The organism is Aquirufa ecclesiirivi (assembly GCF_011250515.1).
Taxonomy (GTDB): domain Bacteria; phylum Bacteroidota; class Bacteroidia; order Cytophagales; family Spirosomataceae; genus Aquirufa; species Aquirufa ecclesiirivi.
Map to the genome: position 1 here is coordinate 140,633 of NZ_JAANOP010000004.1, position 21,428 is coordinate 162,060.

19 protein-coding genes are annotated in these 21,428 nt (G+C 36.5%); 13 read left to right on the top strand and 6 right to left on the bottom strand.

What is annotated here, in order from left to right; all coding sequences use genetic code 11:
- Window positions 1-2 precede the first annotated feature (2 nt).
- The 3 genes from G9H65_RS07325 to G9H65_RS07335 are packed head-to-tail and all read left to right on the top strand — an operon-like array spanning window position 3 to window position 2,453.
- Window positions 3-488 carry a Fur family transcriptional regulator gene (locus G9H65_RS07325; RefSeq protein ID WP_109322291.1) on the top strand — a complete coding sequence of 162 codons (486 nt, stop codon included), beginning with the start codon at window positions 3-5 and terminating at the stop codon, window positions 486-488.
- A gap of 21 nt (window positions 489-509) precedes the next feature.
- Window positions 510-1,790, top strand: coding sequence for an adenylosuccinate synthase (locus tag G9H65_RS07330; RefSeq protein WP_166374691.1), 1,281 nt, complete (start codon window positions 510-512; stop codon window positions 1,788-1,790).
- A 6-nt stretch (window positions 1,791-1,796) separates the two neighbouring features.
- Window positions 1,797-2,453 (top strand): hypothetical protein, encoded by a 657-nt coding sequence (locus tag G9H65_RS07335; protein ID WP_166374692.1) that lies wholly within the window; start codon window positions 1,797-1,799, stop codon window positions 2,451-2,453.
- Window positions 2,454-2,751: 298 nt separating this feature from the next.
- Here the strand turns inward: G9H65_RS07335 and G9H65_RS07340 are convergent, their stop codons facing one another.
- Together G9H65_RS07340 and tsaD are read right to left on the bottom strand one after the other, a co-directional pair.
- Window positions 2,752-3,972 carry an ATP-binding protein gene (locus tag G9H65_RS07340; protein ID WP_166374693.1) on the bottom strand — a complete coding sequence of 407 codons (1,221 nt, stop codon included), beginning with the start codon at window positions 3,970-3,972 and terminating at the stop codon, window positions 2,752-2,754.
- 281 nt (window positions 3,973-4,253) lie between these two features.
- A complete protein-coding gene (gene tsaD / locus G9H65_RS07345) occupies window positions 4,254-5,255 on the bottom strand; it encodes a tRNA (adenosine(37)-N6)-threonylcarbamoyltransferase complex transferase subunit TsaD (protein WP_166374694.1) in 1,002 nt (333 codons plus the stop codon).
- A 69-nt stretch (window positions 5,256-5,324) separates the two neighbouring features.
- On the opposite strand from tsaD, the gene G9H65_RS07350 reads away from it, so the two are divergent.
- Complete coding sequence (locus G9H65_RS07350) at window positions 5,325-9,788, top strand: translocation/assembly module TamB domain-containing protein (protein ID WP_166374695.1); 4,464 nt, start codon at window positions 5,325-5,327, stop codon at window positions 9,786-9,788.
- Between the two features lie 416 nt (window positions 9,789-10,204).
- Here G9H65_RS07350 and G9H65_RS07355 read toward each other — a convergent pair whose 3' ends face one another.
- Window positions 10,205-10,792, bottom strand: coding sequence for a hypothetical protein (locus G9H65_RS07355; RefSeq protein ID WP_235927476.1), 588 nt, complete (start codon window positions 10,790-10,792; stop codon window positions 10,205-10,207).
- Window positions 10,793-11,717: 925 nt separating this feature from the next.
- Here G9H65_RS07355 and G9H65_RS07360 point away from each other — a divergent pair.
- Window positions 11,718-12,245, top strand: coding sequence for a CPBP family intramembrane glutamic endopeptidase (locus G9H65_RS07360; protein ID WP_166374696.1), 528 nt, complete (start codon window positions 11,718-11,720; stop codon window positions 12,243-12,245).
- A 317-nt stretch (window positions 12,246-12,562) separates the two neighbouring features.
- On the opposite strand, the gene G9H65_RS07365 is transcribed toward G9H65_RS07360, so the two are convergent.
- Complete coding sequence (locus tag G9H65_RS07365; RefSeq protein ID WP_166374697.1) at window positions 12,563-13,504, bottom strand: PhzF family phenazine biosynthesis protein; 942 nt, start codon at window positions 13,502-13,504, stop codon at window positions 12,563-12,565.
- 111 nt (window positions 13,505-13,615) lie between these two features.
- Between G9H65_RS07365 and nadB the strand changes: the two genes are divergently transcribed.
- On the top strand, window positions 13,616-15,199 hold the full coding sequence (nadB, locus tag G9H65_RS07370) for an L-aspartate oxidase (RefSeq protein WP_166374807.1): 1,584 nt from the start codon (window positions 13,616-13,618) through the stop codon (window positions 15,197-15,199).
- On the opposite strand, the gene udk is transcribed toward nadB, so the two are convergent.
- Together udk and G9H65_RS07380 are read right to left on the bottom strand one after the other, a co-directional pair.
- Window positions 15,185-15,814 carry a uridine kinase gene (udk, locus tag G9H65_RS07375; RefSeq protein ID WP_166374698.1) on the bottom strand — a complete coding sequence of 210 codons (630 nt, stop codon included), beginning with the start codon at window positions 15,812-15,814 and terminating at the stop codon, window positions 15,185-15,187. The genes nadB and udk overlap by 15 nt on opposite strands.
- A gap of 67 nt (window positions 15,815-15,881) precedes the next feature.
- Complete coding sequence (locus G9H65_RS07380; RefSeq protein ID WP_166374699.1) at window positions 15,882-16,418, bottom strand: class I SAM-dependent methyltransferase; 537 nt, start codon at window positions 16,416-16,418, stop codon at window positions 15,882-15,884.
- A gap of 720 nt (window positions 16,419-17,138) precedes the next feature.
- Between G9H65_RS07380 and G9H65_RS07385 the strand changes: the two genes are divergently transcribed.
- The 7 genes from G9H65_RS07385 to G9H65_RS07410 all read left to right on the top strand — a co-directional run bounded on the left by G9H65_RS07385 (window position 17,139) and on the right by G9H65_RS07410 (window position 21,413).
- Window positions 17,139-17,642, top strand: a complete 504-nt coding sequence (locus G9H65_RS07385; RefSeq protein ID WP_166374700.1) for a gamma carbonic anhydrase family protein — start codon at window positions 17,139-17,141, stop codon at window positions 17,640-17,642.
- Window positions 17,639-18,115, top strand: coding sequence for a SixA phosphatase family protein (locus G9H65_RS07390; RefSeq protein WP_166374701.1), 477 nt, complete (start codon window positions 17,639-17,641; stop codon window positions 18,113-18,115). Before G9H65_RS07385 ends, G9H65_RS07390 begins: the two co-directional genes overlap by 4 nt.
- Window positions 18,115-18,246 carry a hypothetical protein gene (locus tag G9H65_RS13460; protein ID WP_262887529.1) on the top strand — a complete coding sequence of 44 codons (132 nt, stop codon included), beginning with the start codon at window positions 18,115-18,117 and terminating at the stop codon, window positions 18,244-18,246. The genes G9H65_RS07390 and G9H65_RS13460 overlap by 1 nt, the downstream gene beginning before the upstream one ends.
- Window positions 18,247-18,832: 586 nt before the next feature.
- Window positions 18,833-18,973 (top strand): hypothetical protein, encoded by a 141-nt coding sequence (locus G9H65_RS07395; RefSeq protein ID WP_166374702.1) that lies wholly within the window; start codon window positions 18,833-18,835, stop codon window positions 18,971-18,973.
- Between the two features lie 65 nt (window positions 18,974-19,038).
- Complete coding sequence (locus tag G9H65_RS07400; RefSeq protein WP_166374703.1) at window positions 19,039-20,250, top strand: hypothetical protein; 1,212 nt, start codon at window positions 19,039-19,041, stop codon at window positions 20,248-20,250.
- Between the two features lie 34 nt (window positions 20,251-20,284).
- Window positions 20,285-20,914 carry a hypothetical protein gene (locus G9H65_RS07405; RefSeq protein WP_166374704.1) on the top strand — a complete coding sequence of 210 codons (630 nt, stop codon included), beginning with the start codon at window positions 20,285-20,287 and terminating at the stop codon, window positions 20,912-20,914.
- 28 nt (window positions 20,915-20,942) lie between these two features.
- Window positions 20,943-21,413, top strand: coding sequence for a TlpA family protein disulfide reductase (locus G9H65_RS07410; protein WP_166374705.1), 471 nt, complete (start codon window positions 20,943-20,945; stop codon window positions 21,411-21,413).
- Window positions 21,414-21,428: the final 15 nt, after the last annotated feature.

The following is a 21,428-nucleotide window of genomic DNA, read 5'->3' on the forward strand; positions in this document are numbered from 1 at the left end:
AAATGTCCACAGAAATAGATAAGTTCGATTCGGTTAAGAAAATTTTCACAGCCTACTTGGAAAACAAGGGTCTGCGCAAGACACCCGAGCGATTTGCAATCCTGGAGGAGATCTATTTACGTGACGACCATTTTGATGTGGAGGAGTTATATATCTCCATGAAAAACAAGAAATACCAAGTTTCTCGTGCCACCGTATACAATACATTGGATGTATTGGTAGAATGTGATTTGGTGGTAAAACACCAATTTGGACGTAATCAGGCGCAGTTTGAGAAGTCTTATGGACGTAGACAGCATGATCATTTAATTTGTACAGACTGTCACAAAGTGACCGAATTCTGTGATCCCCGCGTTCAAACCATCCAAAGTTTAGTGGGAGAAATGCTGCATTTTAATGTGATGCACCATTCTTTGATTTTCTATGGATCGTGTACCAACAAGAATTGTGAACACCGAGCTAATTTCCAAGCGAGGTCTCAAGAATAAAAGATTTTAACAATAGTTTTTATGGCAGTTGATGTATTATTAGGCTTACAGTGGGGAGATGAGGGAAAAGGTAAAATTGTTGACGTTTTAGCCCCCCGTTATCAGGTTGTGGCAAGATTTCAAGGAGGACCCAATGCAGGTCATACTTTGGAATTTGATGGTTTTAAGCATGTATTGCATCAGATTCCATCGGGTATTTTCCGTCAGGAAGTACAGAATATCATTGGTAATGGTGTGGTGTTAGACCCCATCATTTTCAAGAATGAAATTGAGGGATTGGCTCATTTTAACTTGGATTTGAAGAAAAACTTGGAAATCTCCAAGAAAGCGTCCATTATTTTACCAACACACCGTTTATTGGATGCCGCTTACGAGCTGGCTAAAGGAAAAGAAAAAATTGGTTCCACCTTAAAAGGTATTGGACCAACTTATACAGATAAAATTTCTCGTCAAGGATTACGTGTAGGGGATATGATTTCGCCTAATTTTCCTGAGAAATACAAAGCATTAGTCGATCGCCATAAAGCGATTTTGGATGTATACAAATACGAATACGATTTGACGGAAGCTGAAGCTGCCTTTTTTGAGGCGGTAGAATTCATGAAGCAATTTGCCTTAGTGGATTCCGAATATTCCGTGAATAATGCCATTAATTTAGGTAAGACTATTTTAGCCGAAGGCGCACAAGGTTCTTTATTGGATGTGGATTTTGGTTCTTATCCATTTGTGACCTCATCGAATACCATTTCAGCAGGTGCTTGTACCGGTTTAGGGGTTGCGCCTAAAAACATTGGTGAAGTATTTGGTATTTTTAAGGCCTATGCTACTCGCGTAGGATCGGGTCCTTTCCCGACGGAATTGGAAGATGAAGTGGGAGAATCCATGCGTCAAGAAGGTCGTGAATTTGGATCAACCACGGGTCGTCCTCGTCGTTGTGGTTGGATTGATTTACCTGCTTTAAAATATGCCATGATGATCAATGGGGTGACTCAATTGATCATGATGAAGGCCGACGTGTTAAATATCTTTGAAGAGATTTTGGTATGTACAGCTTACGAAATGCCAGATGGCACGGTGACAGATCATATCCCTTTTGAGATTACGGATATTAAAGTAAAACCCATTTATGCCAATCTTCCAGGATGGCATTGCAGTTTAGAAGGAATGCGTGATTTTAATGAATTACCTGCTGAACTGACCAATTACATTGCCTTTTTAGAAAAGCATTTGAACTTACCGATCAACTTCATTTCGACAGGCCCAGATCGCGAGGCTTGTGTTTTGAGAGGATCGTTGGCATAACAAAATATGAAGGCTTCGGATCGAATGGATTTGGCTGAATTGTATAAGTTCGACGAGATTTACTGGATTCCAGTAGATCGCCCAAACATTCCATCCGAAGCCTCTTTTACGCCAACAGAAAGCCCAGCAACCACCTTAGAATTGGAACCTTCTACGCCTGTTGCAGCTATCGTTGAGGAAAAAGTCAGCATACCCGTTCAAGAAAAACCCATTACTCCTTCAGGACCGGGTTTGCAAGCTAGCCTAGTGGAAGATCTAAAGGCAACAGCACCTTCCAATTCTCAAGATTCACAAATCCTACCTCAAGTTACTTGTCGATTGGTCGTAGTTGGGAAGATTAATCCTACAGAAAAAGAGCGATTACAACTGGTATTATCGGCTGCTCCCGTTTCTCTTCAGCCGAGTGATTGGCAGGTCTTAGAGCCAATGGATTCTTTTACTGTATCTGAATTTGTAGAAGGTACTCAAGCGCAAATCTATGTATTCCTAGGAGACCAAATCCCAGCCTGGAAAGTACAACTGCCAGAAGGTAAAATCAGCCAAATCGGGAATAAGGCCATCTATTATTTCCCTCGTTATATCTCTAGTCTAAAAGATTCCGAAAAACCCTTGAAATTGGCGTTTTGGAATAGCGTGAAGGAAATTGTTTCTAATGGTAGATGATTTTTTTGTAATTATTTCAAAAAATAAAAGGGAGAATGATAATTCTCCCCTTTAATTTTAAGCAAAATTATTTTATTTTGCCTTTACCCAAAAGTGAAAAAAAGAACCATTTTTTGGATATATTTTTTTACCTTTGCGAACTATGTAACGACAAAATATTTCGATTTTACCTTCGTTACTAGATTCATTACTCATGTTAAACACCTCCTTTCTTTGTTTTTAATTATTATTTAAAATTCACTTAAGGTGTGAAACAACCTATTATGCCTGACTATGTAGGAGTAGTCAGGCTAATTTTTTATATATCTGACATGTTTTCAACCGACGAATTTTGCCTATTAATATAATCAGCCAATAATGGAACAGCAAAGGAGTATTTACCTCTACTGTTTTTATAAATTAGTCCAAAATCAATCAATTTGACCAAAGTGTTACTAACATAAGCTTGACTAAAAGGGTTTGTGATTTCATTAGATTTAGTGACAATATCTTTTACGGTAAATTCTTCATTGGCAGTTGAAAGTTTTGCAATTATAAAAAGCAAATCTTTTTGTCTTTCTGTGACTCTTCCCCATCTTCCTGCATAAAAATCAGAATCTAATTTTTGGACAAAATTGGATATTTTGATATCAGGATTAGTTATGCCCATATTTTTTTGCTGGAGAAATAAATCGAAAGCTTCTCTGCAAAAAAATTGAATAAAATACGGATAGCCACTTGAATATTTAATAATTTCTGAAACACCAAGTTCGGTAAATCTTACTGGGGTTTGTTTTTCATCGATAGGTTTTGAAATAGCTTCTTTTGTATCTGCTTCGTTTAGTTTTGTTAAATTCATTACATGGAACATTCTTTCAGCATATGTTCTAGCTTCAATTAAATTAGGATAAAGTGTAGGAAGACCTGTAAGAATTAATAAATATGGAATTTCTTTTCTTTGGATAAATTGAATTACTTCTAGTAATAAGGATAATGGGTATTGTTTTTCCGATGCCTTATCTTTTAAAATTTGAGCTTCGTCATATGCAAGAATTATACCTTTTACTTTATCTTTTACAATATCCCAGACAAACTCCATAACTCGTTTGAGTTTATCAGCCTCTAGTCCAGGAGTTTTTGAATAAATATCATGTAAAAAAGAATATGAATATTTAGTCTCAATCAAATTTGACTGTGAATTAAATCCAATTGCTCGAATTTCTTCTTCCTTAATTGTAAAAGGGGAAATTAAAACGGACAAATCAGCTAAAAGTCTGATTGAGAATGATTGTTCGGTATTTCCAGCGGATTCACTTAAGTCAGTTCCAGTCCAGTACCATTTATCTTGTTGTGCAATTGGTTTGAAAGTTTCAAGCAATACCGTTTTTCCAACACCACGAAGACCTGTTAATATCAAGTTTTTGAGTATTGGTTTTTGATTTAAAAGTTCTTTAAATTTTTCCGTTTCATTTTTTCTTCCAGCCAAATATGGCGGTTGTTGACCAGCTCCAGGTCTAAATGGGTTTATAAATGATTCCATAATATGAACGAATTTGATTTATCACAAATATAAATAAAAAAAAGTAAAATAACAACTTTTTATAATAATACTTTTTTTTATTTTATTCCATATATATGAAATATAATTTAGTTTGTGTTTTAGGACTCCGAAAAACCCTTGAAATTGGCGTTTTGGAATAGCGTGAATGAAATTGTTTCTAATGGTAGATGATGAATGGTAAATTGTTAATGGAAAAATTTAAATATTCCCTATTTTTCTAAACATTAAGAAATTACCATTTACCATTAACAATTCACCATTTATTTCATGTCCATCCTCGGCAACGGACTCACGTCTTGACCACAGAAAATACCGGCTTCTGCTTTGAAGTGACCAGCCATGGCAATCATCCCAGCATTGTCTGTGCAATAAGAAAAAGCAGGAATAAATACATCCCAGTTTTGCTGAGCACCCAGCTCCTGAATCCCATTTCTTAGTCCAGAATTTGCTGCCACACCACCAGCAATAGCAATCTGTTGACAGTTCTTTTCCTTCATCGCTTTTTTTACTTTGCGAAGCAACATATCAATCAAGGTCTTTTGTACCGAAGCACAAATGTCCGCCTTATTTTCATCGATGAATTGAGGGTTATTCTTTTGCTCTTTTTGTAAAAAATAAAGAATGGCCGTTTTGATTCCCGAGAATGAAAAGTCTAAACCGGGCATTTCACCTAATGGAAAAGGGAAACGATGGGGGTTTCCTTCTTTGGCTAATTTGTCAATCATGGGGCCACCCGGATAGGGTAAACCAATGAGTTTGGCCGTCTTATCAAAAGCCTCTCCCACGGCATCATCTTGCGTTTCTCCAATGACCTCCATCTCCAATGGACTCTTCACCCAAACGAGTTGAGTATGTCCGCCACTGACTGTCAAACAAAGGAATGGAAAGCGTGGTTTGGGGTCTTCTATAAAGTGAGCCAAAACGTGAGCTTCCATGTGGTTGACCTCAATGAGTGGAATATCTAAACTCAATGCCAAAGCCTTGGCAAAGGAGGTGCCAATTAATAGTGCTCCTAATAAACCTGGGCCACGCGTAAAGGCAATGGCATTCAGTTCATTTTTGTTTATATTTGCTTTTTGCAGTGCTTCGTGAACGACAGGTATGATGGATTTTTGATGCGCTCTGCTGGCTAATTCAGGAACTACTCCGCCCCATTGGGTATGGATCAGTTGTGTGGATACAATGTTCGACCGAAGTTCTCCGTTTACCATAACAGCAGCGGAGGTTTCGTCACAAGAAGATTCAATAGCCAGTAGATTCATATCGGATAAAAACTCTGCAAAAATAAGGCAAAATATGCCGTAATCGTTGGCTTTTCTGAAAAAGAAAATATGATTAAAGCAACCAAAATCTTCGCTAAATCCATTCTTTACGGTTTGGTGGGGATTTTTTTGTTGTTTTTTGTCACAGTCTTATTACTTCGAGTACCCTCCAATCAAACCTTATTAGCGCAGTATTTTGCTCCCAAAATAGAGAAAGCCATTGGCTATCCACTCACCGTTCGGGCTATCCAACTGAAGTTTTTCGATGAAATAAGTTTTTGGGGATTACGCGTCAAAGACCCTTGGGGAAAGGAAATGGTCTACATTGAACGATTGGATGTCAATTTTAATTTATCCGATTTACTGTTCAAAGGAAACAATCCTCACTTAGATTATGCTCGTTTGTATCAACCCAAAGTTCATTTGATTTTTGAAAAAAAATCAGGAAAAATGAATTTGGATGAGTTTATCGTTCGGATAGACCATTGGCTGAATCCAGGTCCTAGCGTGGCTGGTCCTAGCTCCAAATTTGAAATATTGGATGCTGAAGTAGTGGATGGCTCTTTTATGTTGGATGATCAACAAATCAAGAGCGAAGCTACATCTCGGCATTTTGACCTGAATCACTTGATTTTTACACACATCAATGCCAAGGTCAAGGACTTTTATGTGCAAGGCGATACCTTGGGTCTACAGACCATTGGGCTGAAAGCATTGGATCCTGTCAGTGGGCTGAATATCAAGGCATTGGATACGAAATTCATGTATGCCGATAAGCAGATGCGCTTCGATCAATTGAATCTATTTTTCAATGATTCTCAGATAAAAAATCAAATTGTTTTTGATTATTCCAGTACCCAAGACTTCAAGCTTTGGAATAAAAAGGTCAGTATGAAGGCCTATTTTGACAATAGCCTGATACGCGGAGAAGACTTGGGTAGGTTTGTGGAGGATATGTATCAATACAAAGGTTTGTATAAACTGAAGGGTAATTTGGAAGGGCCTGTGGCGCGTTTGAATCTAAAGAATTTTGAAATGGCCTTTGGTAGTAAAAGTGTACTCCGAGGTGATTTTAGTTTCAAAGGTTTACCCGAAATAGATAAAACGGTGATGAATTTTGACATGGTGAATTCCCAATTTCACCCCCAAGATTTACAAGTCTTTTTGTCGAAATCAGCGGTAGAAAAAATGAATATCTTAGGTCCGGTCTCCTTTGGTGGGAAATTCTCTGGAACCAATAAAGACTTTAGTACTTCGGGTAAATTAAACACGGGCTTAGGGTATATGGAAGGGGATGTGATGATGAATTTGAGTGATTCTATGGCCTTTTCTAAGTACCAAGGGAAGTTGAAATTGAAGAAATTTAAACTGGGTAAATTGTTCAGTCTAGAGGAGTATTTGGGTACAGTTGATTTGGAAGCTCAGGTGAAGGGATCAGGCTTTTCGAGTAATTCGGCCAAAGTGGATTTTGATGGCCAAGTTTCGGAAATCAATATTAAACGATATGCTTATCGACGAGTTAGTTTGAAAGGGAATTTGCAACGTCAATTATTCAAAGGATTAGTTTCAGTTAAGGATAGTAATTTGTTGGCTCAAATGTCCGGTGAAATCAATTTAAGGCAGGAAAAACCGGTCTATAATTTGGAAGGACGTATTGACCATGTTGATTTGGGAAGGTTACGGATTACTGACACACCGATGCAGCTAGTCAGTGATTTCCAAGTCAATATCGCCATGAATGATTTGGACGATTTAGAGGGGAAAGCCACCTTTTCTGAAGCCATTTTGGGAACCCCCAAGAAGTTGGATTTGCCCATACATTTATTGACTTTTAGTTCGGATTTAAAAGGGGCCAAACGTCACTATCGATTAAATTCTGATTTGATTTCCGTGGAGGCAGAGGGAGATTTTGTTCCTTCCCAATTGCAAAAAGATTTAGGTCAATTGTGGGAGGAATACACCTTGTATTTCACTAAAAACGAGAGTGAAAGAGCGGCTTACTATGCTGCCAAAACCCATGAGACGAGTCGGAAATATGTCTCCGATTTTACCGTCATTTGCCATGATGCCAAACCCATTTTAACACGTTGGTTTCCTACTATCGACTTAGCCAAGAATACCGTTTTTTCTGGAAGTGTCAATAAAGGGAGATCCGTTTCTTTGAGTTTGGAGTCCTATCCTGACACCTTGGTATTGGGAGGTTATAAGTTTTATCAGTCCATTTTCTCCTTCCAAAGTTCTAAGTTTTTAGGTGGTCCCGAAGTTTCTAGTAGCTTGGTTTTTCAATCCAGAAGGCAGCATTTGAATTTTCTAACTCCAACCGAAAACCTCAAATTGGATGGGCTTTGGGATCAAGATCGAATCAATTTTGAACTGGATTTCAAGCAACAGGGAGATGATAATTCAGCCCATTTGGGAGGAATTTGGCGCTTTGAAAAAGACGGATTGTCGCTTCGTTTCAAGGATACTTATTTACGTATTTTGGGACAAGATTGGGCGGTAGATCCCGAGAATAAAATCTCCATTCAAGGCAAGGAACTGCTTGCTGAGCACTTTTTGATTTCGAATCAAAAACAGTCGATAGCCCTACAAGGAAGCTTATCCATGGACTCTACGGAGACCTTACGACTGCGAGCCAATAAGTTTCAGTTAGGGACCTTAGCTCCTTTATTTTCTTTGAAAGTACAAGGGGAATTGAATGCTGAAATCAACATTCAAGATTGGTATCAGCATACCCGTTTAGACACTTGGCTTCTGGTGGATTCCCTTCATTTGAATACCTTCTACATCGGTAATTTACAAGGTGTGGGAACCTATAATGCGGATTTAAAAACGATGGATTTAAACTACCATTTAAACCGATTAGGGGAATCTGTGGTAGAAGTGGATGGTACCTATAAACCCTTTGAAACTAGGAATAAGCTGGATATTACAGCGGAGTTAAATAAGACCAATCTGAGTATCTTGGAACCATTTACTCAAGGCGTATTTTCTGGATTAGCCGGAGATGCATCGGGTAAATTGAAAGTAAGAGGAACCCTAAACGATCCAGATATCGAAGGAAAAATAGTGCTTCAAAAGGCCAAATTATTCTTTGATTACTTGAAAACTAGCTTGGCTTTTTCGGATACCGTCGAGTTTAAATCTCGACAAATCATTGGTCGAAATTGGAAGATTTCAGACCCGGAAGGTAATACAGCGAAGCTGAATGCCAACTTTATTTTCCCGCTTGGAAGTCCCTTTGAGATGAACATTGAGGCGAACTTAAATCGGTTTAAATTGCTAAATACCCAACGTGATCCTACATCCTTTTATTATGGGACAGGTTATACCTCAGGGCCTATTTCCATCCGTGGGGCATTGCATGATTTACTGATTACGGCGGACTTGAAAAGTGAAAAAGGAACCCGATTGTATATTCCTTTAGATCGTGAAAGTAGTACCGAAAATGAAGAGGATTATGAGTTTTTTAGTAAGTCCTTGCAAGTAGATATCAATGCCGTGAACCAACAATTGACATCCAAATTAAAGGAAGGTGGAATCAGTTTAGACTTGGATTTGGCATTTACTCCTGAAGCCTATGGCGAGGTGCAAATTGATAAAAAGAAAGGGGATTTGATGCGGATATATGGTACGGGAAATATCAATATGACTTTGGATAAAAAGGGGCAGTTTAGAATGATTGGCGACTATGCCATTGACCAAGGAGATTATACATTTACCCTGCAAAATTTAATCAATAAACGATTTGCGATTCAGCGAGGTTCTAAGATTTCTTGGACAGGAGATCCTTTGGAGGCGAATGTGAATATCAAGGCTATCTATACGCAGTATGCTTCCTTGTTCCCTATTTTGTTGGATACGACTAATAAATCCAACTTGCCCGAGTTCAAAAGACGCTATCCCGTGGACGTGACCATCAACCTGCAAAATCGCTTGTTGTCACCTAATATTTCCTTTGATATAGGTATACGAGATTATCCCAAAGATGTTCACTTGAATGGAGCCGTTACGGCCTTTACCAATCGTATTAAGACGGATGAGCAGGAGCTAACTCGACAAGTTTCCAATGTCCTATTGTTTGGTCAATTGGTTTCTCCCTTTGGTGGAAGTGGAATTGCTTTGGGTAGTTTAGTGGGTAATTTTACCGAAATGCTTTCCAATCAATTGAGTAATTTGGCTTCTCAAATTAACAAGGATTTGAACATTGATGTGTATTTAGGAGGCGGGAATTTGAATCAAGATATCTTATCCAATTTACAATTGCGGGCGTCTTATAATGTGAATGACCGCTTACGGATTACCCGAAGTGGGGGCTTTACTGATGCTCGAAATCAGACGAGTCCTTTGATCTTACTGGGCGATTGGGCCTTGGAATATTTTGTGAAACGAGATGGATCTCTTCGTTTGAAAACGTACAATCGTAACGTTCAAACCACCCTTCTTGGTTCTTTAAACTCCTACCAAATTAATCAAACCATAGGAGCTAGTTTGTTGTACAACCGAAGCTTTAATAAGCTATTTGGGAAGTGAAATTAATGTAGAATGTAGAATGTAGAATGAAAAGGCCTGTTAATTTATATTTCCAATAAATTATCAAAGAATCCAATTCAACCTACATAAGGACAAGACATTCTTAATTCTTAATTCTACATTTTACATTAAATATGCTATGTCGAACTACTAATCAACGGGTTCTACAATCCCACCAATTGTAACATAAAACATCCTATATACTCTGAAGAAAGCGAATCGAAGATTCTTTTTATCAACAATTCGACATGCCTTTTAGAACATGTCGAATAGCTTCATATTAATTCGTGGTTTCTAGTTGGAACACTTACTATACTATTTTGGAGCTTGGTGAAAGCTAGGATTTTCTGTTCATATGTTAATTCGGAGCACTGGAATGTCAAATTGCTAAACCAATGTTAGCGGTTCGTTACTATTTATTCTCCTCCAGTTTTGCTATGTACAAAGTCTTCATATTTTGTAAAATATTCCAATGCTAGAACTAGTAGAATTGAACTTAAAGAGTATACTTTCTGCATGATAAAAGCTAATCCCAAATAACTAAATCCATAAAGGAAGAAGAAACAATAATAAGTCAATAAGCATATGATACAGCAATATTTAAGTAAACGTAGTTTTGACTTTAGTATAAAGAACGTAATTATAAATAGTCCAAATAAGGTTAATATAATTGAAATTGTTCCTAGGTCGTGAAAGGGTGTTGCAATTAAGAAAATCAATAAAATGTTGGCAAATCCTATATATTTTAAAACACTTCCCCATGCTTTTAACGAAAATTTTTTCGACATATTTATAAAAAAAACACCATAACCAACCGATTGAAATGCCATTCCAAGAATTGCCCAAATCCTACCTGGATTTTCTAAACCATTGATTGCTTTTTCCGAAAACAAATTGCTAATAAAATTTTTTGACCAGGCAAAACCTACAGAATTTTTGTCGAGCAAGGATCCACCTGGATAGACTAATGCAGCTTTTACTAGTAGTATCACTGAAATAATCATGCATATGAAAACCAAATACTTCTTTATCATCTGTTTACCAGTTTAGTCTATTATTTGTATTGTTGTAGCATGGTCGTTTGTAATGACCTCTAACGGTTTTCGGCTAGGTGAAGCTTTGAAAATAGCAGCACAAATGTACAGTTTTGATCAAGAAATCAAACGATGTACTGAGCTATAACTTGGCAATAAATCCGCCATTTTGCCAAACCGTTGTTGGGCGAACGTAATATGAGCTCCCTTTTCTGTTATATCTTTACCCATGGTTCAGTATTACTCTCAAGTTAACTTATTATAAGTTTTCCAAATAAGCTGTAACGAAGTGTTATTTTGAAACAACAAGAAAGAGTCCTACAAAATAGCTTTACCGAAGATTTAATTCATATGTTATTTCTTTTTTTTCATAAAAAAAGAAACAAAAAAACAGAGGAAATATGGTTAATCCTAAGACGAATTCTGCTTCTCAGAACCGATTGTCTCTTCGCTTACGGCTGTTAGAATGTAGAATGAAAAATGTAGAATGAGCCACTACCATTTATACTTTATAATTCATCATTTATAATTTCCTTGCCGCTTCGTTCCAATCTTTCGTTAGGATTAACCTTTCAATGTAGCATGTAGAAAATATGATGTATCGTTTTTTGAACCGCTGTTCGACATATGTTATGTCGAACTACTAATCAACGGGTTCTACAATCCCACCAATTGTAACATAAAACATCCTATATACTCTGTGGAAATCGAATCGAAGATTCTTTTTATCAACATTACGACATGCCTTTTAGAACATGTCGAATAGCTTAATGAAGTTTCTTCATGTGGATGATTGATTATTTTCTATCCAATGTCTTTTTTATTACAAATTTCTTGAGTTTTCGCAAGTTTTTTTAAGAATAATTAGTCAATATTTAAGCCAGATTTAGCTTATATGTTGAAGAATAAATTGTATCAATGGCTGGAGGTATATCAAGGTAAGCCATTGTATGGGCCTAGGCTTTGGTTCATCAATAAGTATTATTTTCTGCCTCATTTATTACTTACTGGAACTATAACATTATATGTTGAACGTACATTACAACATCGAATTGTTGGTGTTTTCGATGAGTATAAACTGGACTCTTTTTTGTTTTTGCATAGTGTATTAATCGCGCCTTTTTTTGAAACCTGGCTATCTCAATGGTTGATTATTAACGTTTGTCAACGTTTATTTTCCACATTCTCTGAACCTATATCTGGAATATTATCCATTGGTATTTCCAGCATCATGTTTGCTGCAGCTCATTATTTCAATGACCCTTATTATCCCTTTTTAGTATTTGATTCAGGTATCATATTAGCTCTGGTATACTATTTCACCAAAAAGGAATTTGATGCTAACAAGGCTTTTATTTTGACTTTTTTAATCCATGCTTGTTGGAATTTAATTCCCACGACCATACATTTTATATTCTTATGAGCTTTTCTTTTCCCCGTTTTTTAGGACCTTTCGAAGGACTATTAATATTCTTTATTGTTATTTATTTGATTGCACTAGTCATCTCCATCATAATCACATTAAAATCGAGGTATTATTCCCCCATTGATAAATTGATTCGAATAGTGCTTGTGCTAAACGCACCTTTTTTAGGAATCATCTTGGTGTTTTACGAGAAGTATTTTGGAAAGTTATAAACCCCCATTCTCTATTCTCCATTCTACATTCCCCATTTTTCATTAAAAAAAGGAACCACTTGCGCAGTTCCTTCTAATCAATAATGCCTAATGCCTATTTTCTTATTTTACTTCAAATCCGCCCGTTCCAATCGCGAAGCCTTCAGCGTATAATTCAATGGTATATTTACCTGGTTTGTAAGCCACACCCCCACGAGAATAGAATACATCTACCGCTTGGTTATTGTTGGAATAGGTCACTACTTGCTTAGCCGTATAGACCATTTCTTTGCCATCTTGGGTAAACTTACCTGAACCTGCAGCTTCGTCTGAAACGATAGCTCCATCAGCATCTAGCATACGTACAAAGATGGTTTTGTTTTCTAATTTAGTAATCGGGTTGCTAGCTAAGTTGAATGTGATTTTCAACTTCTCAATTTTCTTACCATTAAAACGAGATTTCTCTGCTTCTTTTCCTTTGCTGCTAACAGATAAAACACGTAAACTTTGCGCTTTCAAAGCTGCTGCAATACTCACCTTTCTGGCTAATTCCTTGTTTTTAGCTGTAACTTCAGATAAAGTATCTGCCAACGTTTTGTTCTCCGTTTTTAAACCTGTATTCTCCGTATTCAAGGTTTGGTTTTGTGTTGTCAATACTTGGTTGTTTTCTGTCAAAATGCCATTTTGCTTTTTCAATTCTACAATGTCCGCATCTTTCTGAGTCAACACTAAATCATATTCTTTGATTTTTGCCTCATATGAAGCAATAGTCGCATGATTAGCTTTTTTCAAGGAGCTTTTATCTTGTTCCAATTGCACTTTCAATGCCTCTAAATCACTTACTTGTCCGCCCAAGGCTTTAATTTCCTCAATTTTAGCATCCAATTGCGTAGAAATGGAATCCAATTTCATGCGTGTATTCGCTAATTCAGTGGCTTTTTCTTCAATATTGACGGCTTGTTCTTTGGTCAATTGGTTCGAACGAAAATACAAGACGCCTAATACTGCTGTTAATACAGCCAATACAATCAAGGCAATCTTTGAGGTGTTGTTGGATGTTTCCATTGAGTTCAAATGTTTATTTAAGGGTTTAATTCCTCGCAAATTTAACATTAATATTCAATATTTTCTTTTAAATAGGCTTTTGGTTAATTTGCGCCTCTGAAAGACATGAATATGCCTACGTATGACTTTATTGTGGTGGGTTCTGGAATCGCTGGTTTATCCTACACCGTTAAGGTAGCCCAATACTTCCAGGATAGACAGATCCCCATCAAAATAGCTTTAATTACCAAAACGGTTGCGGAAGAAACCAATACCAAATATGCTCAAGGCGGAATTGCTGCCGTTTGGGATAATCAAGATTCCTTTGAGAAACACATGCAAGATACCTTGGTAGCTGGCGACTTTGAAAGCGATGCTAAGGTGGTGGAATTAGTGGTAAAAGAAGCTCCTGAGCGGTTAAAGGAATTGATTTCATACGGGACCGACTTTGACCGTAAATCAGACGGGAGTTTTGATTTAGTCAAAGAAGGAGGGCATTCAGATAAACGCATTTTACACTATAAAGACTCCACGGGAAATGAAATCGAGCGGGCATTACTAGAAAAAGTCAAGTCCTTTGATTCAGTGGATTTTTTCACGCATTATTTTGCAGTTGACCTAATAACACAACATCATTTAGGGGAGAAGGTGACTAAAGATACCCCCCATAAAAAATGTTTTGGAGTATATGTCTTAAACAAGAAAACTAAAAAAGTAGAGACTTTTATTGGGAAAACAACCTTATTAGCTACTGGTGGAATTGGTCAAGTGTATCAATCTACGACCAATCCAACCATTGCTACGGGAGATGGAATTGCCATGGCGTATCGTGCCAAAGGTTTTGTGAAAGGGATGCAATTCATACAGTTCCATCCTACAGCTCTCTATCAACCCGGCAAAAAACCTAATTTCTTGATTTCAGAAGCGGTGCGTGGACATGGAGGAATTCTGAAGAATTTGGATGGGTCGACCTTCATGGAAAAGTACGACGAGCGCCTTTCATTGGCTCCTCGCGATATTGTAGCCAGAGCCATCGATTCAGAAATGAAGAAAAATGGTACGGATCATGTCTACTTAGATACGCTACATATTCCCAAGGAAGAAATCATGGCTCATTTCCCTATGATCTACCAGTATTGTTTGGATCAGCTGGGAATAGATATGTCGCAAGAAATGATTCCTGTGGTTCCATGCCAACATTATTTGTGTGGGGGAATCATTGTCAATGAATACAGCCAAACCAATATCGAGCATTTATATGCGGCGGGCGAATGTTCACATACAGGTTTACATGGGGCCAATCGTTTGGCCTCCAATTCATTGTTGGAAGCCATCGTATATGCCCACCGTGCTTTTGAAAAATCCATTGGAGAATTTGGAACGCAAACCATCCCAGCCGGTATTCCTCATTGGAATGATGAGGGTACTCGAAATCCTGAAGAAATGGTATTGGTGACGGAAATGACGCGTGAATTGGAGTCAATCATGAGTAATTATGTGGGAATCGTACGTACGGATCGACGATTAAAACGGGCCTATGATCGTTTGGAGTTGATTTATTTGGAGCACGAAGAATTGTACAAACAATCTAAAATCACGGTGCCTTTGTGTGAATTAAGAAACATGATTAATGTGGCTTATTTGATCATTAAGCATGCGCGTGCTCAGAGAGAAAATAAGGGATTGCACTATAACTTGGATTTACTTAATGCGTGATTTGAGGTAGTGAACAATCACTTCCAGTCCCTTTTCAAAATGGATGTTGTTCGGAATAACAATGTCACAGCTTTTTTTGTGTGGACGAATGAATTCCTCGTAGGTAGGTTTTACGTGGTATTTCCAACGGTACATCACATCCTGTAAATCATAACCTCTTTCCTCGTTATCCCGCTTGATGCGACGCTTCAATTTGATTTTGTTTTGTGCGTCAATGAATATTTTCAAATCCAGCAATTTGGCTACTTCGGGAAAATGGAAGACAAAAATACCTTCTACCACTAAAATTTTTCGAGGGTAGAAATGCAGAATATCGGGCACTTTATTGGAGTTATTGAAGGTGTATTCTTCTCGAGTTACAATTTCTCCTGAACGTAATTTTTCTACGTCTTTGGCAAAAGCTTCATCATCAATAGCACCGGGTAAATCAAAATTCTCAATCCCATTTTCATCTTTGGTTTGATGCTGCTTGGGACGATAGTAATTATCTTGAGATAAAAGACAAATTTCTTCGGAAGGGAACTGGGCCATGAGTCTTTGCAAAAACAGTGTTTTTCCAGAGGCACTTCCACCGGTGATTCCGATGATGTAGGGTCTTTCGTTGGTTGGGGTCATTGATGTCGCGTATTCGAATACAAATTTGCGAAAAGCATTTAATTATACCTCAAAAAAACACATGTTTTCAGCAATTCACGTATTTTAAGTAAAAGGTCTGCTTTTCCTTAACTAGTTTTTGGCTGAACTGAAAATCAATACTTGCCATTTGACGGTCTATTTCTTCTTGAAAATACAGCTCTTGGGCACAGCCTTCATGGATACGACGATGATCTACGGACAATTCTTCTTCTAATAAAATCCAACCTCCTGGTTTTATGATACGTTTCAAAGCGGGAAGAATTTCATCTATGGGAGCTAACTCATGCCAGGCATTGAAAACGAAAAGTCCATCTACGCTTTGGTCGGCAATGGGGACTTGTGCCAAGGGTGAATGATAGATTTGTACCTGAGTGGAAAAAGTTAAGCTTAGTTTCTTTTCAAAGTATTCAATGCTTTCTTGGACATCTTCCAAGCTCAATTGTTGGGTATTGGGGTCAACAAGAATGATTTCCCGACATGGCTGATGCAGTAGGAGATTCACTTCCCACCAGGCTGAACCACAACCTAAGGAGAGTAAGGTATCAGATGGCTTCCAAGAAAAATGATCTAGCAATTGTTTCATGCGTCAAAGAAAGGAAAAATTGTTGTTAGTGTTGTTGGGAAATGTAGAATGAAGAATGTAAAATGTAGAATGTCTTGTCCTGAATTAAGTTGACTTTAAGTTTGTTATTAATACATCTTAAATAAAAATTTAGCAGTTTCAAAACCTCCAAAGTCTTTCTTTTTATAATAATTAAAGGCCATGGTAAATGGTGTGATTATTGTAATTTGAATCAGCCCATAAATAACATCACTTTATATCCAGTTTTACAGTATTTCTTTTTTTTCAAAAAAAGAAATGCCTTAATAATTGATAAAATGGTTAATGTGTTTATTTCCTTATTTCAATAACATCAGCGGATTAATACTTTTCTTGGTGTTTCTTTTTTTTTGAAAAAAAAGAAACAAAAAAACAGAAGAAATACGGTTAATCCTAAGACGAATTCCGCTCTGCGGAACCGATTGTCTCTCCACTCACGGCTTTAATCTTTGACGCAATCGCTCGTGGCCTATGCGCAGGGTCAAAGATCCGCCTGCCGCTTCGCTCAAGCTGCGTTCCAATCTTTCGTTGGGATTAACCTTGTTTTGTAAAATGTAGAATTAAGAATGCAGAATCTCAATCCTTAGATAACCTAAAGGGTTTTTCCTGTTTTCCTTTACAGAAAATAGTCAAGGAAATGGAAAGACAGAAATTAATCAGTAATTTTCGGTTATAGCTTCATGTAAACCTAGATGTCATCTTATGGCGATTTTCATTGCACCAACTGCCTCCGTGATGGGCCGTGTTTTTATTTCACCTGATGTGTCCATTTGGTACGGAGCCGTTATCCGAGCAGATGTGGAAGAAATTCATTTGGGCGAAGGCTGTAATGTGCAAGATAATGCTGTATTGCATGCTGATGAAGGAGATAAAACCATCATTGGGAAATTTGTAACCGTTGGGCATTCAGCCATTGTACATGGTGCAGAGGTGGGAGAAGGAAGTTTGATCGGCATGCATGCCACCGTGTTAAATCGGGCTAAAATAGGTCAGTATTGTTTGATTGGGGCACATGCCTTGGTGACGGAAGGGATGGAAATACCTGATTATTCTTTGGTACTGGGTACCCCCGCCAAAGTGGTTAAAACACTGAATGAATCGCAGATAGAGCGATTAAAATATGGTCCACCTCATTACATTAAGATGGGTGAAAAGCATGCTCAAGGAGAATACCCATTGATTACTCAAGCCGATTTTGAATCATGATTGATCTCATATTAATACGCCATGCTCATTCTGGGCCTTATGATCAGCCCGACAAAGAGCGGCAGCTATCTTTGCAAGGGATGGAAGAGATGATCCTATTGGCTCAAAAGCTAAAATCGGTTCATTTGCCTTCTGGTTTATGGCTATGTTCGGATGCCAATAGAACTACGGAAACAGCCACTGCTTTGCGGAGTGAGTTAGGAATTGTGGGACCCATAAACTTAGATGCTTGCTGGTACCAGGCCTCAGGTCCAGATTATGTTAAGATGATTGAAAAGCAGAGTAGGCCTGTGATATATTTGGTAGCGCATAATCCATCGATATCTTATGTGGCATCCTATTATTCTGGGACTTTGATTCAGATGGAAACTGGGGGCTGTTGTTATTTGCGTTTTCAGTATGCCGACTCGCCCTCGGAATTAAGTAAGGGTGCTGGAGATTTAGTTATTAATTTTAATCCACAGGTAGTATAATGAATAAAAATCAAAAAATATTTCGTTGGATACTCATCTTGTTCACCTTATTGATGGTGGCTTTAGCGATCGACATGGCTAAAAATACCACAGCACCTTGGAATAAGAAGAAGGTGGAGAAGGGGAGGTGATTAGGGATTAGGGAAGGGTGTTGCTTAGATTTGTCAACTTTTTAAAAGTTGACAAATCATCAGTTGACAAATCATCAGTTGACCAATCATCAAGTTTTCCAACCCTAAGACCACTCATCATTTATTTCGAGACTGTAATTTGCAAAAGTTTACTTTCGTAAAATATTGTAAACTAACCATTAATAAGAGTTATGCTTTGGAAAATCTACCAAAGGTTGGAATACCTAGATCATTTAATACAGACCCGGTCAACGGGAAGTCCGAAAGAATTAGCAAAGAAATTGGGTATTACAGAAAGAGCTTGGTATCTTTTTCGTGATGAGTTAGTAAACGATTTAAAGGTCCCCATTAAGTATTGTAAGCATTCCAATAGCTATATATATACGGAAGAAGGAAGGATGGAAATGGGATTCAAGAAACTATCCGAAGCTTCTCAATTACAAATTTTAGGGAGGGGGAATTGTATAATTTATCCAGTTTATTTATAAAAATGATGTTTGTCAAAAACTGAAATATTAGTTCATTAAAGGTTGGTAATATTGCATCAACTTACGATTTTGTAAGGCAACCTAACTACTATTATAAAATGAAAAAGTTAAATGACAATCAAATTGTTTCTATTCAAGGTGGATCAATTTGGGTATTATTTGCCGCTGTAATTATATCAGCCTGTGTGGCTGATGCAATCTTTGACATTGACTGGTTAAATACCCCATGTCATAAATAGGTTGTGTTAAAGGGCCGAAATTAAACTTTCGACCCTTTTTTGTTTTTTCAAAGTAAGCAAGTAATATGATTAGGAAATTATTGATATGTACAATATGTTGTTTTATTAAATTAACAACAAGCTTTTCTCAGGGGGATTCCACAACAGTTAAGGCTTATCCATTTTTATTTTTTGATACGTATAATAAGGCTTACAATATGCGATTGGTTAATCAAAACTATATATCAATTCATAATTATTTGTGGGATCACAAGCCAGAAGGTACATTACCTAGATTGTTTTTTGTTTTTGGGCATCTATTTGGCATGGTTTATACACATGAAGCTGGACATCAAAATGTTTTAATATCTGAGGGAATAGGTAGTTATATTACTCCAACATGGAATACATCAGGATTAGCCATAGTCGGAGGGGTAATGGATAATACTCTTATTAATCTTCGAGATAGAAATTTGCCAGCATATATCAGGTTACATACTGGCGGATTAGAAGCAGATTATGGTATAATTCGCAAAATTAAGACAGATATAGCTTTCAATGGCGCCAATGTTAAGGATATAGGACCAGAATATTCCACAAGAATCTGGGCTTCTATTTTTTATCTTTCTTCAAGCACTATTAAACTATATTCAATTCAAGAAAGCCAAGATCAACTTAATAATGATATTGTTGGTCATGATATATGGGGTTATATTAAACACATTAATCGTCCCGATGCTCCATTTCATCGATATATTCAATTTGATGAATTAACAACTAATGAACGAGCCCAATTAAATAGAATAGCAGTTAGTTCATTGTTGAATTTGTTAGGGCCTGGCAAAGTAAAGTTTTCAGTTAGAGGCTCAAAAGTATCTTTAGGCGGAAGTTATTTGCTAACCCCATTTGGGGATATGTTTGAACAAAATATATACATCAAAAAAAATACGCTAAAACTACAAACTGACTTGAAAATGTATCAGAATAAATATTATCAGTCGTTTGGTTTTGGAATTTCATTATTTGACAAGAAAATTTCGAATAATTTGAATATAAATCTAGCAGCCAATTATTGGAGCCAACCTTCTGGATTTAGTTTTTTAACTAACCAGTTTAAAGCAGGTGGGAGTTTTGATGTTCTATGTAAATGGATGCCAAAATTTACGGAGGGTAAATTTTCTATTGATGCCGCGTTACATGCCAAAACTGAAGGATTTGAACCTGAAGAGCCTTTCATGAGTAAAGGGATATTTTTTAGAACTGGAATAACTTTTTATCAGAAATTTAGAAAACAGTAGAATTTGTAATACCCTAAAATGGAATTATACTACAATGATAAAAACTCGATTTGCCCTATTAATATTGCTTTTTCTGGATTATTATCTGTATTTCTTAACCAATAAGTATATTTTGACAGATGAGATTTATAAAGGTTATCTCTTAAATCAATATTCAGAAAATACAGTTTTACAGATTTTAGAAAAGATAAATTGGATTAAATCATACATTGATTTTTTAGTACCTTTTTTGCTTTTGTTAAAAATATTTTGCGTGCTTATGATTATTCAAATAGGCTTATTCTTATATGATATTAAAGTAGGTATCAAACAAGTTCTTAGAGCAATAATTTGGTCTGAATATGTTTTTTTAATTTCACCAATTATAACCTTATTCTGGTTTCTCATATTTAATAGAAATTATGGAATAAATGATGTTAAATACTTCCCACCATTTTCATTATTAGAAGTTTTCCAACCCGAAATGTTAGAAGAAGGTATTATTTATATACTACAATCAATTAACCTATTTGAAATAGCCTATGTTATTATTTTAAGCAAGAAAATAAGTCAAGCTTGTAAATTAGATTTTGATGAAGGGTTGAAAATTATATCATCTAGTTATATTCCTTTTTTCCTTTTGTGGCTCGTAATTGTTGCTTTTATGCTATTAATTATCGCTTAAAATGATCGAAAAACGAAGTTTTGTTTTTATGGGATCAATTGGATTCTTAATTACATTTATTTTACTACTAGTTTATTTTAAGTATGTTGAATTAAGGGGTCAAAGAAGCCTACCTAAGTCTAAAAATATTACTTGGATTCAAAATAAACCTTTAAGAGAAAATTATAAAATTTTTTTGATTGTGCTCATATTTCATCCTGATTGTGATTATTGTAAGTATGAAGCAACCGAAATATTTAAAAACAGAGAGAAGTTTTCTAGAGTTAATTTTTGGTGGATTTCTTATGCTAAGAAAACCGAAATACTTGCTTTTAAGAACAAATACTTACCAGGAAATATCGATGAAATGAGTATTGGATTTATCCCAATTGATAAATTGTCAAATATTTTTGGTAACGTAACGATACCTCATATTTACATTTATAATAATGATAAATTATTGATAAAAGAATTTAAAGGTGAAACTAAGATGGACGCTTTAATTCAATTTATTAAGTAATTTTTTTTTTGATTT

Excerpts from the sequence above, each read along its gene's own strand:
- G9H65_RS07325 (WP_109322291.1), top strand. The coding sequence starts at position 3 with ATGTCCACAGAAATAGATAAGTTCGATTCGGTTAAGAAAATTTTCACA.
- G9H65_RS07330 (WP_166374691.1), top strand. The coding sequence starts at position 510 with ATGGCAGTTGATGTATTATTAGGCTTACAGTGGGGAGATGAGGGAAAA.
- G9H65_RS07335 (WP_166374692.1), top strand. The coding sequence starts at position 1,797 with ATGAAGGCTTCGGATCGAATGGATTTGGCTGAATTGTATAAGTTCGAC.
- G9H65_RS07340 (WP_166374693.1), bottom strand. The coding sequence starts at position 3,972 with ATGGAATCATTTATAAACCCATTTAGACCTGGAGCTGGTCAACAACCG.
- tsaD (WP_166374694.1), bottom strand. The coding sequence starts at position 5,255 with ATGAATCTACTGGCTATTGAATCTTCTTGTGACGAAACCTCCGCTGCT.
- G9H65_RS07350 (WP_166374695.1), top strand. The coding sequence starts at position 5,325 with ATGATTAAAGCAACCAAAATCTTCGCTAAATCCATTCTTTACGGTTTG.
- G9H65_RS07355 (WP_235927476.1), bottom strand. The coding sequence starts at position 10,792 with ATGATTATTTCAGTGATACTACTAGTAAAAGCTGCATTAGTCTATCCA.
- G9H65_RS07360 (WP_166374696.1), top strand. The coding sequence starts at position 11,718 with ATGTTGAAGAATAAATTGTATCAATGGCTGGAGGTATATCAAGGTAAG.
- G9H65_RS07365 (WP_166374697.1), bottom strand. The coding sequence starts at position 13,504 with ATGGAAACATCCAACAACACCTCAAAGATTGCCTTGATTGTATTGGCT.
- nadB (WP_166374807.1), top strand. The coding sequence starts at position 13,616 with ATGCCTACGTATGACTTTATTGTGGTGGGTTCTGGAATCGCTGGTTTA.
- udk (WP_166374698.1), bottom strand. The coding sequence starts at position 15,814 with ATGACCCCAACCAACGAAAGACCCTACATCATCGGAATCACCGGTGGA.
- G9H65_RS07380 (WP_166374699.1), bottom strand. The coding sequence starts at position 16,418 with ATGAAACAATTGCTAGATCATTTTTCTTGGAAGCCATCTGATACCTTA.
- G9H65_RS07385 (WP_166374700.1), top strand. The coding sequence starts at position 17,139 with ATGGCGATTTTCATTGCACCAACTGCCTCCGTGATGGGCCGTGTTTTT.
- G9H65_RS07390 (WP_166374701.1), top strand. The coding sequence starts at position 17,639 with ATGATTGATCTCATATTAATACGCCATGCTCATTCTGGGCCTTATGAT.
- G9H65_RS13460 (WP_262887529.1), top strand. The coding sequence starts at position 18,115 with ATGAATAAAAATCAAAAAATATTTCGTTGGATACTCATCTTGTTCACC.
- G9H65_RS07395 (WP_166374702.1), top strand. The coding sequence starts at position 18,833 with ATGAAAAAGTTAAATGACAATCAAATTGTTTCTATTCAAGGTGGATCA.
- G9H65_RS07400 (WP_166374703.1), top strand. The coding sequence starts at position 19,039 with ATGATTAGGAAATTATTGATATGTACAATATGTTGTTTTATTAAATTA.
- G9H65_RS07405 (WP_166374704.1), top strand. The coding sequence starts at position 20,285 with ATGATAAAAACTCGATTTGCCCTATTAATATTGCTTTTTCTGGATTAT.
- G9H65_RS07410 (WP_166374705.1), top strand. The coding sequence starts at position 20,943 with ATGGGATCAATTGGATTCTTAATTACATTTATTTTACTACTAGTTTAT.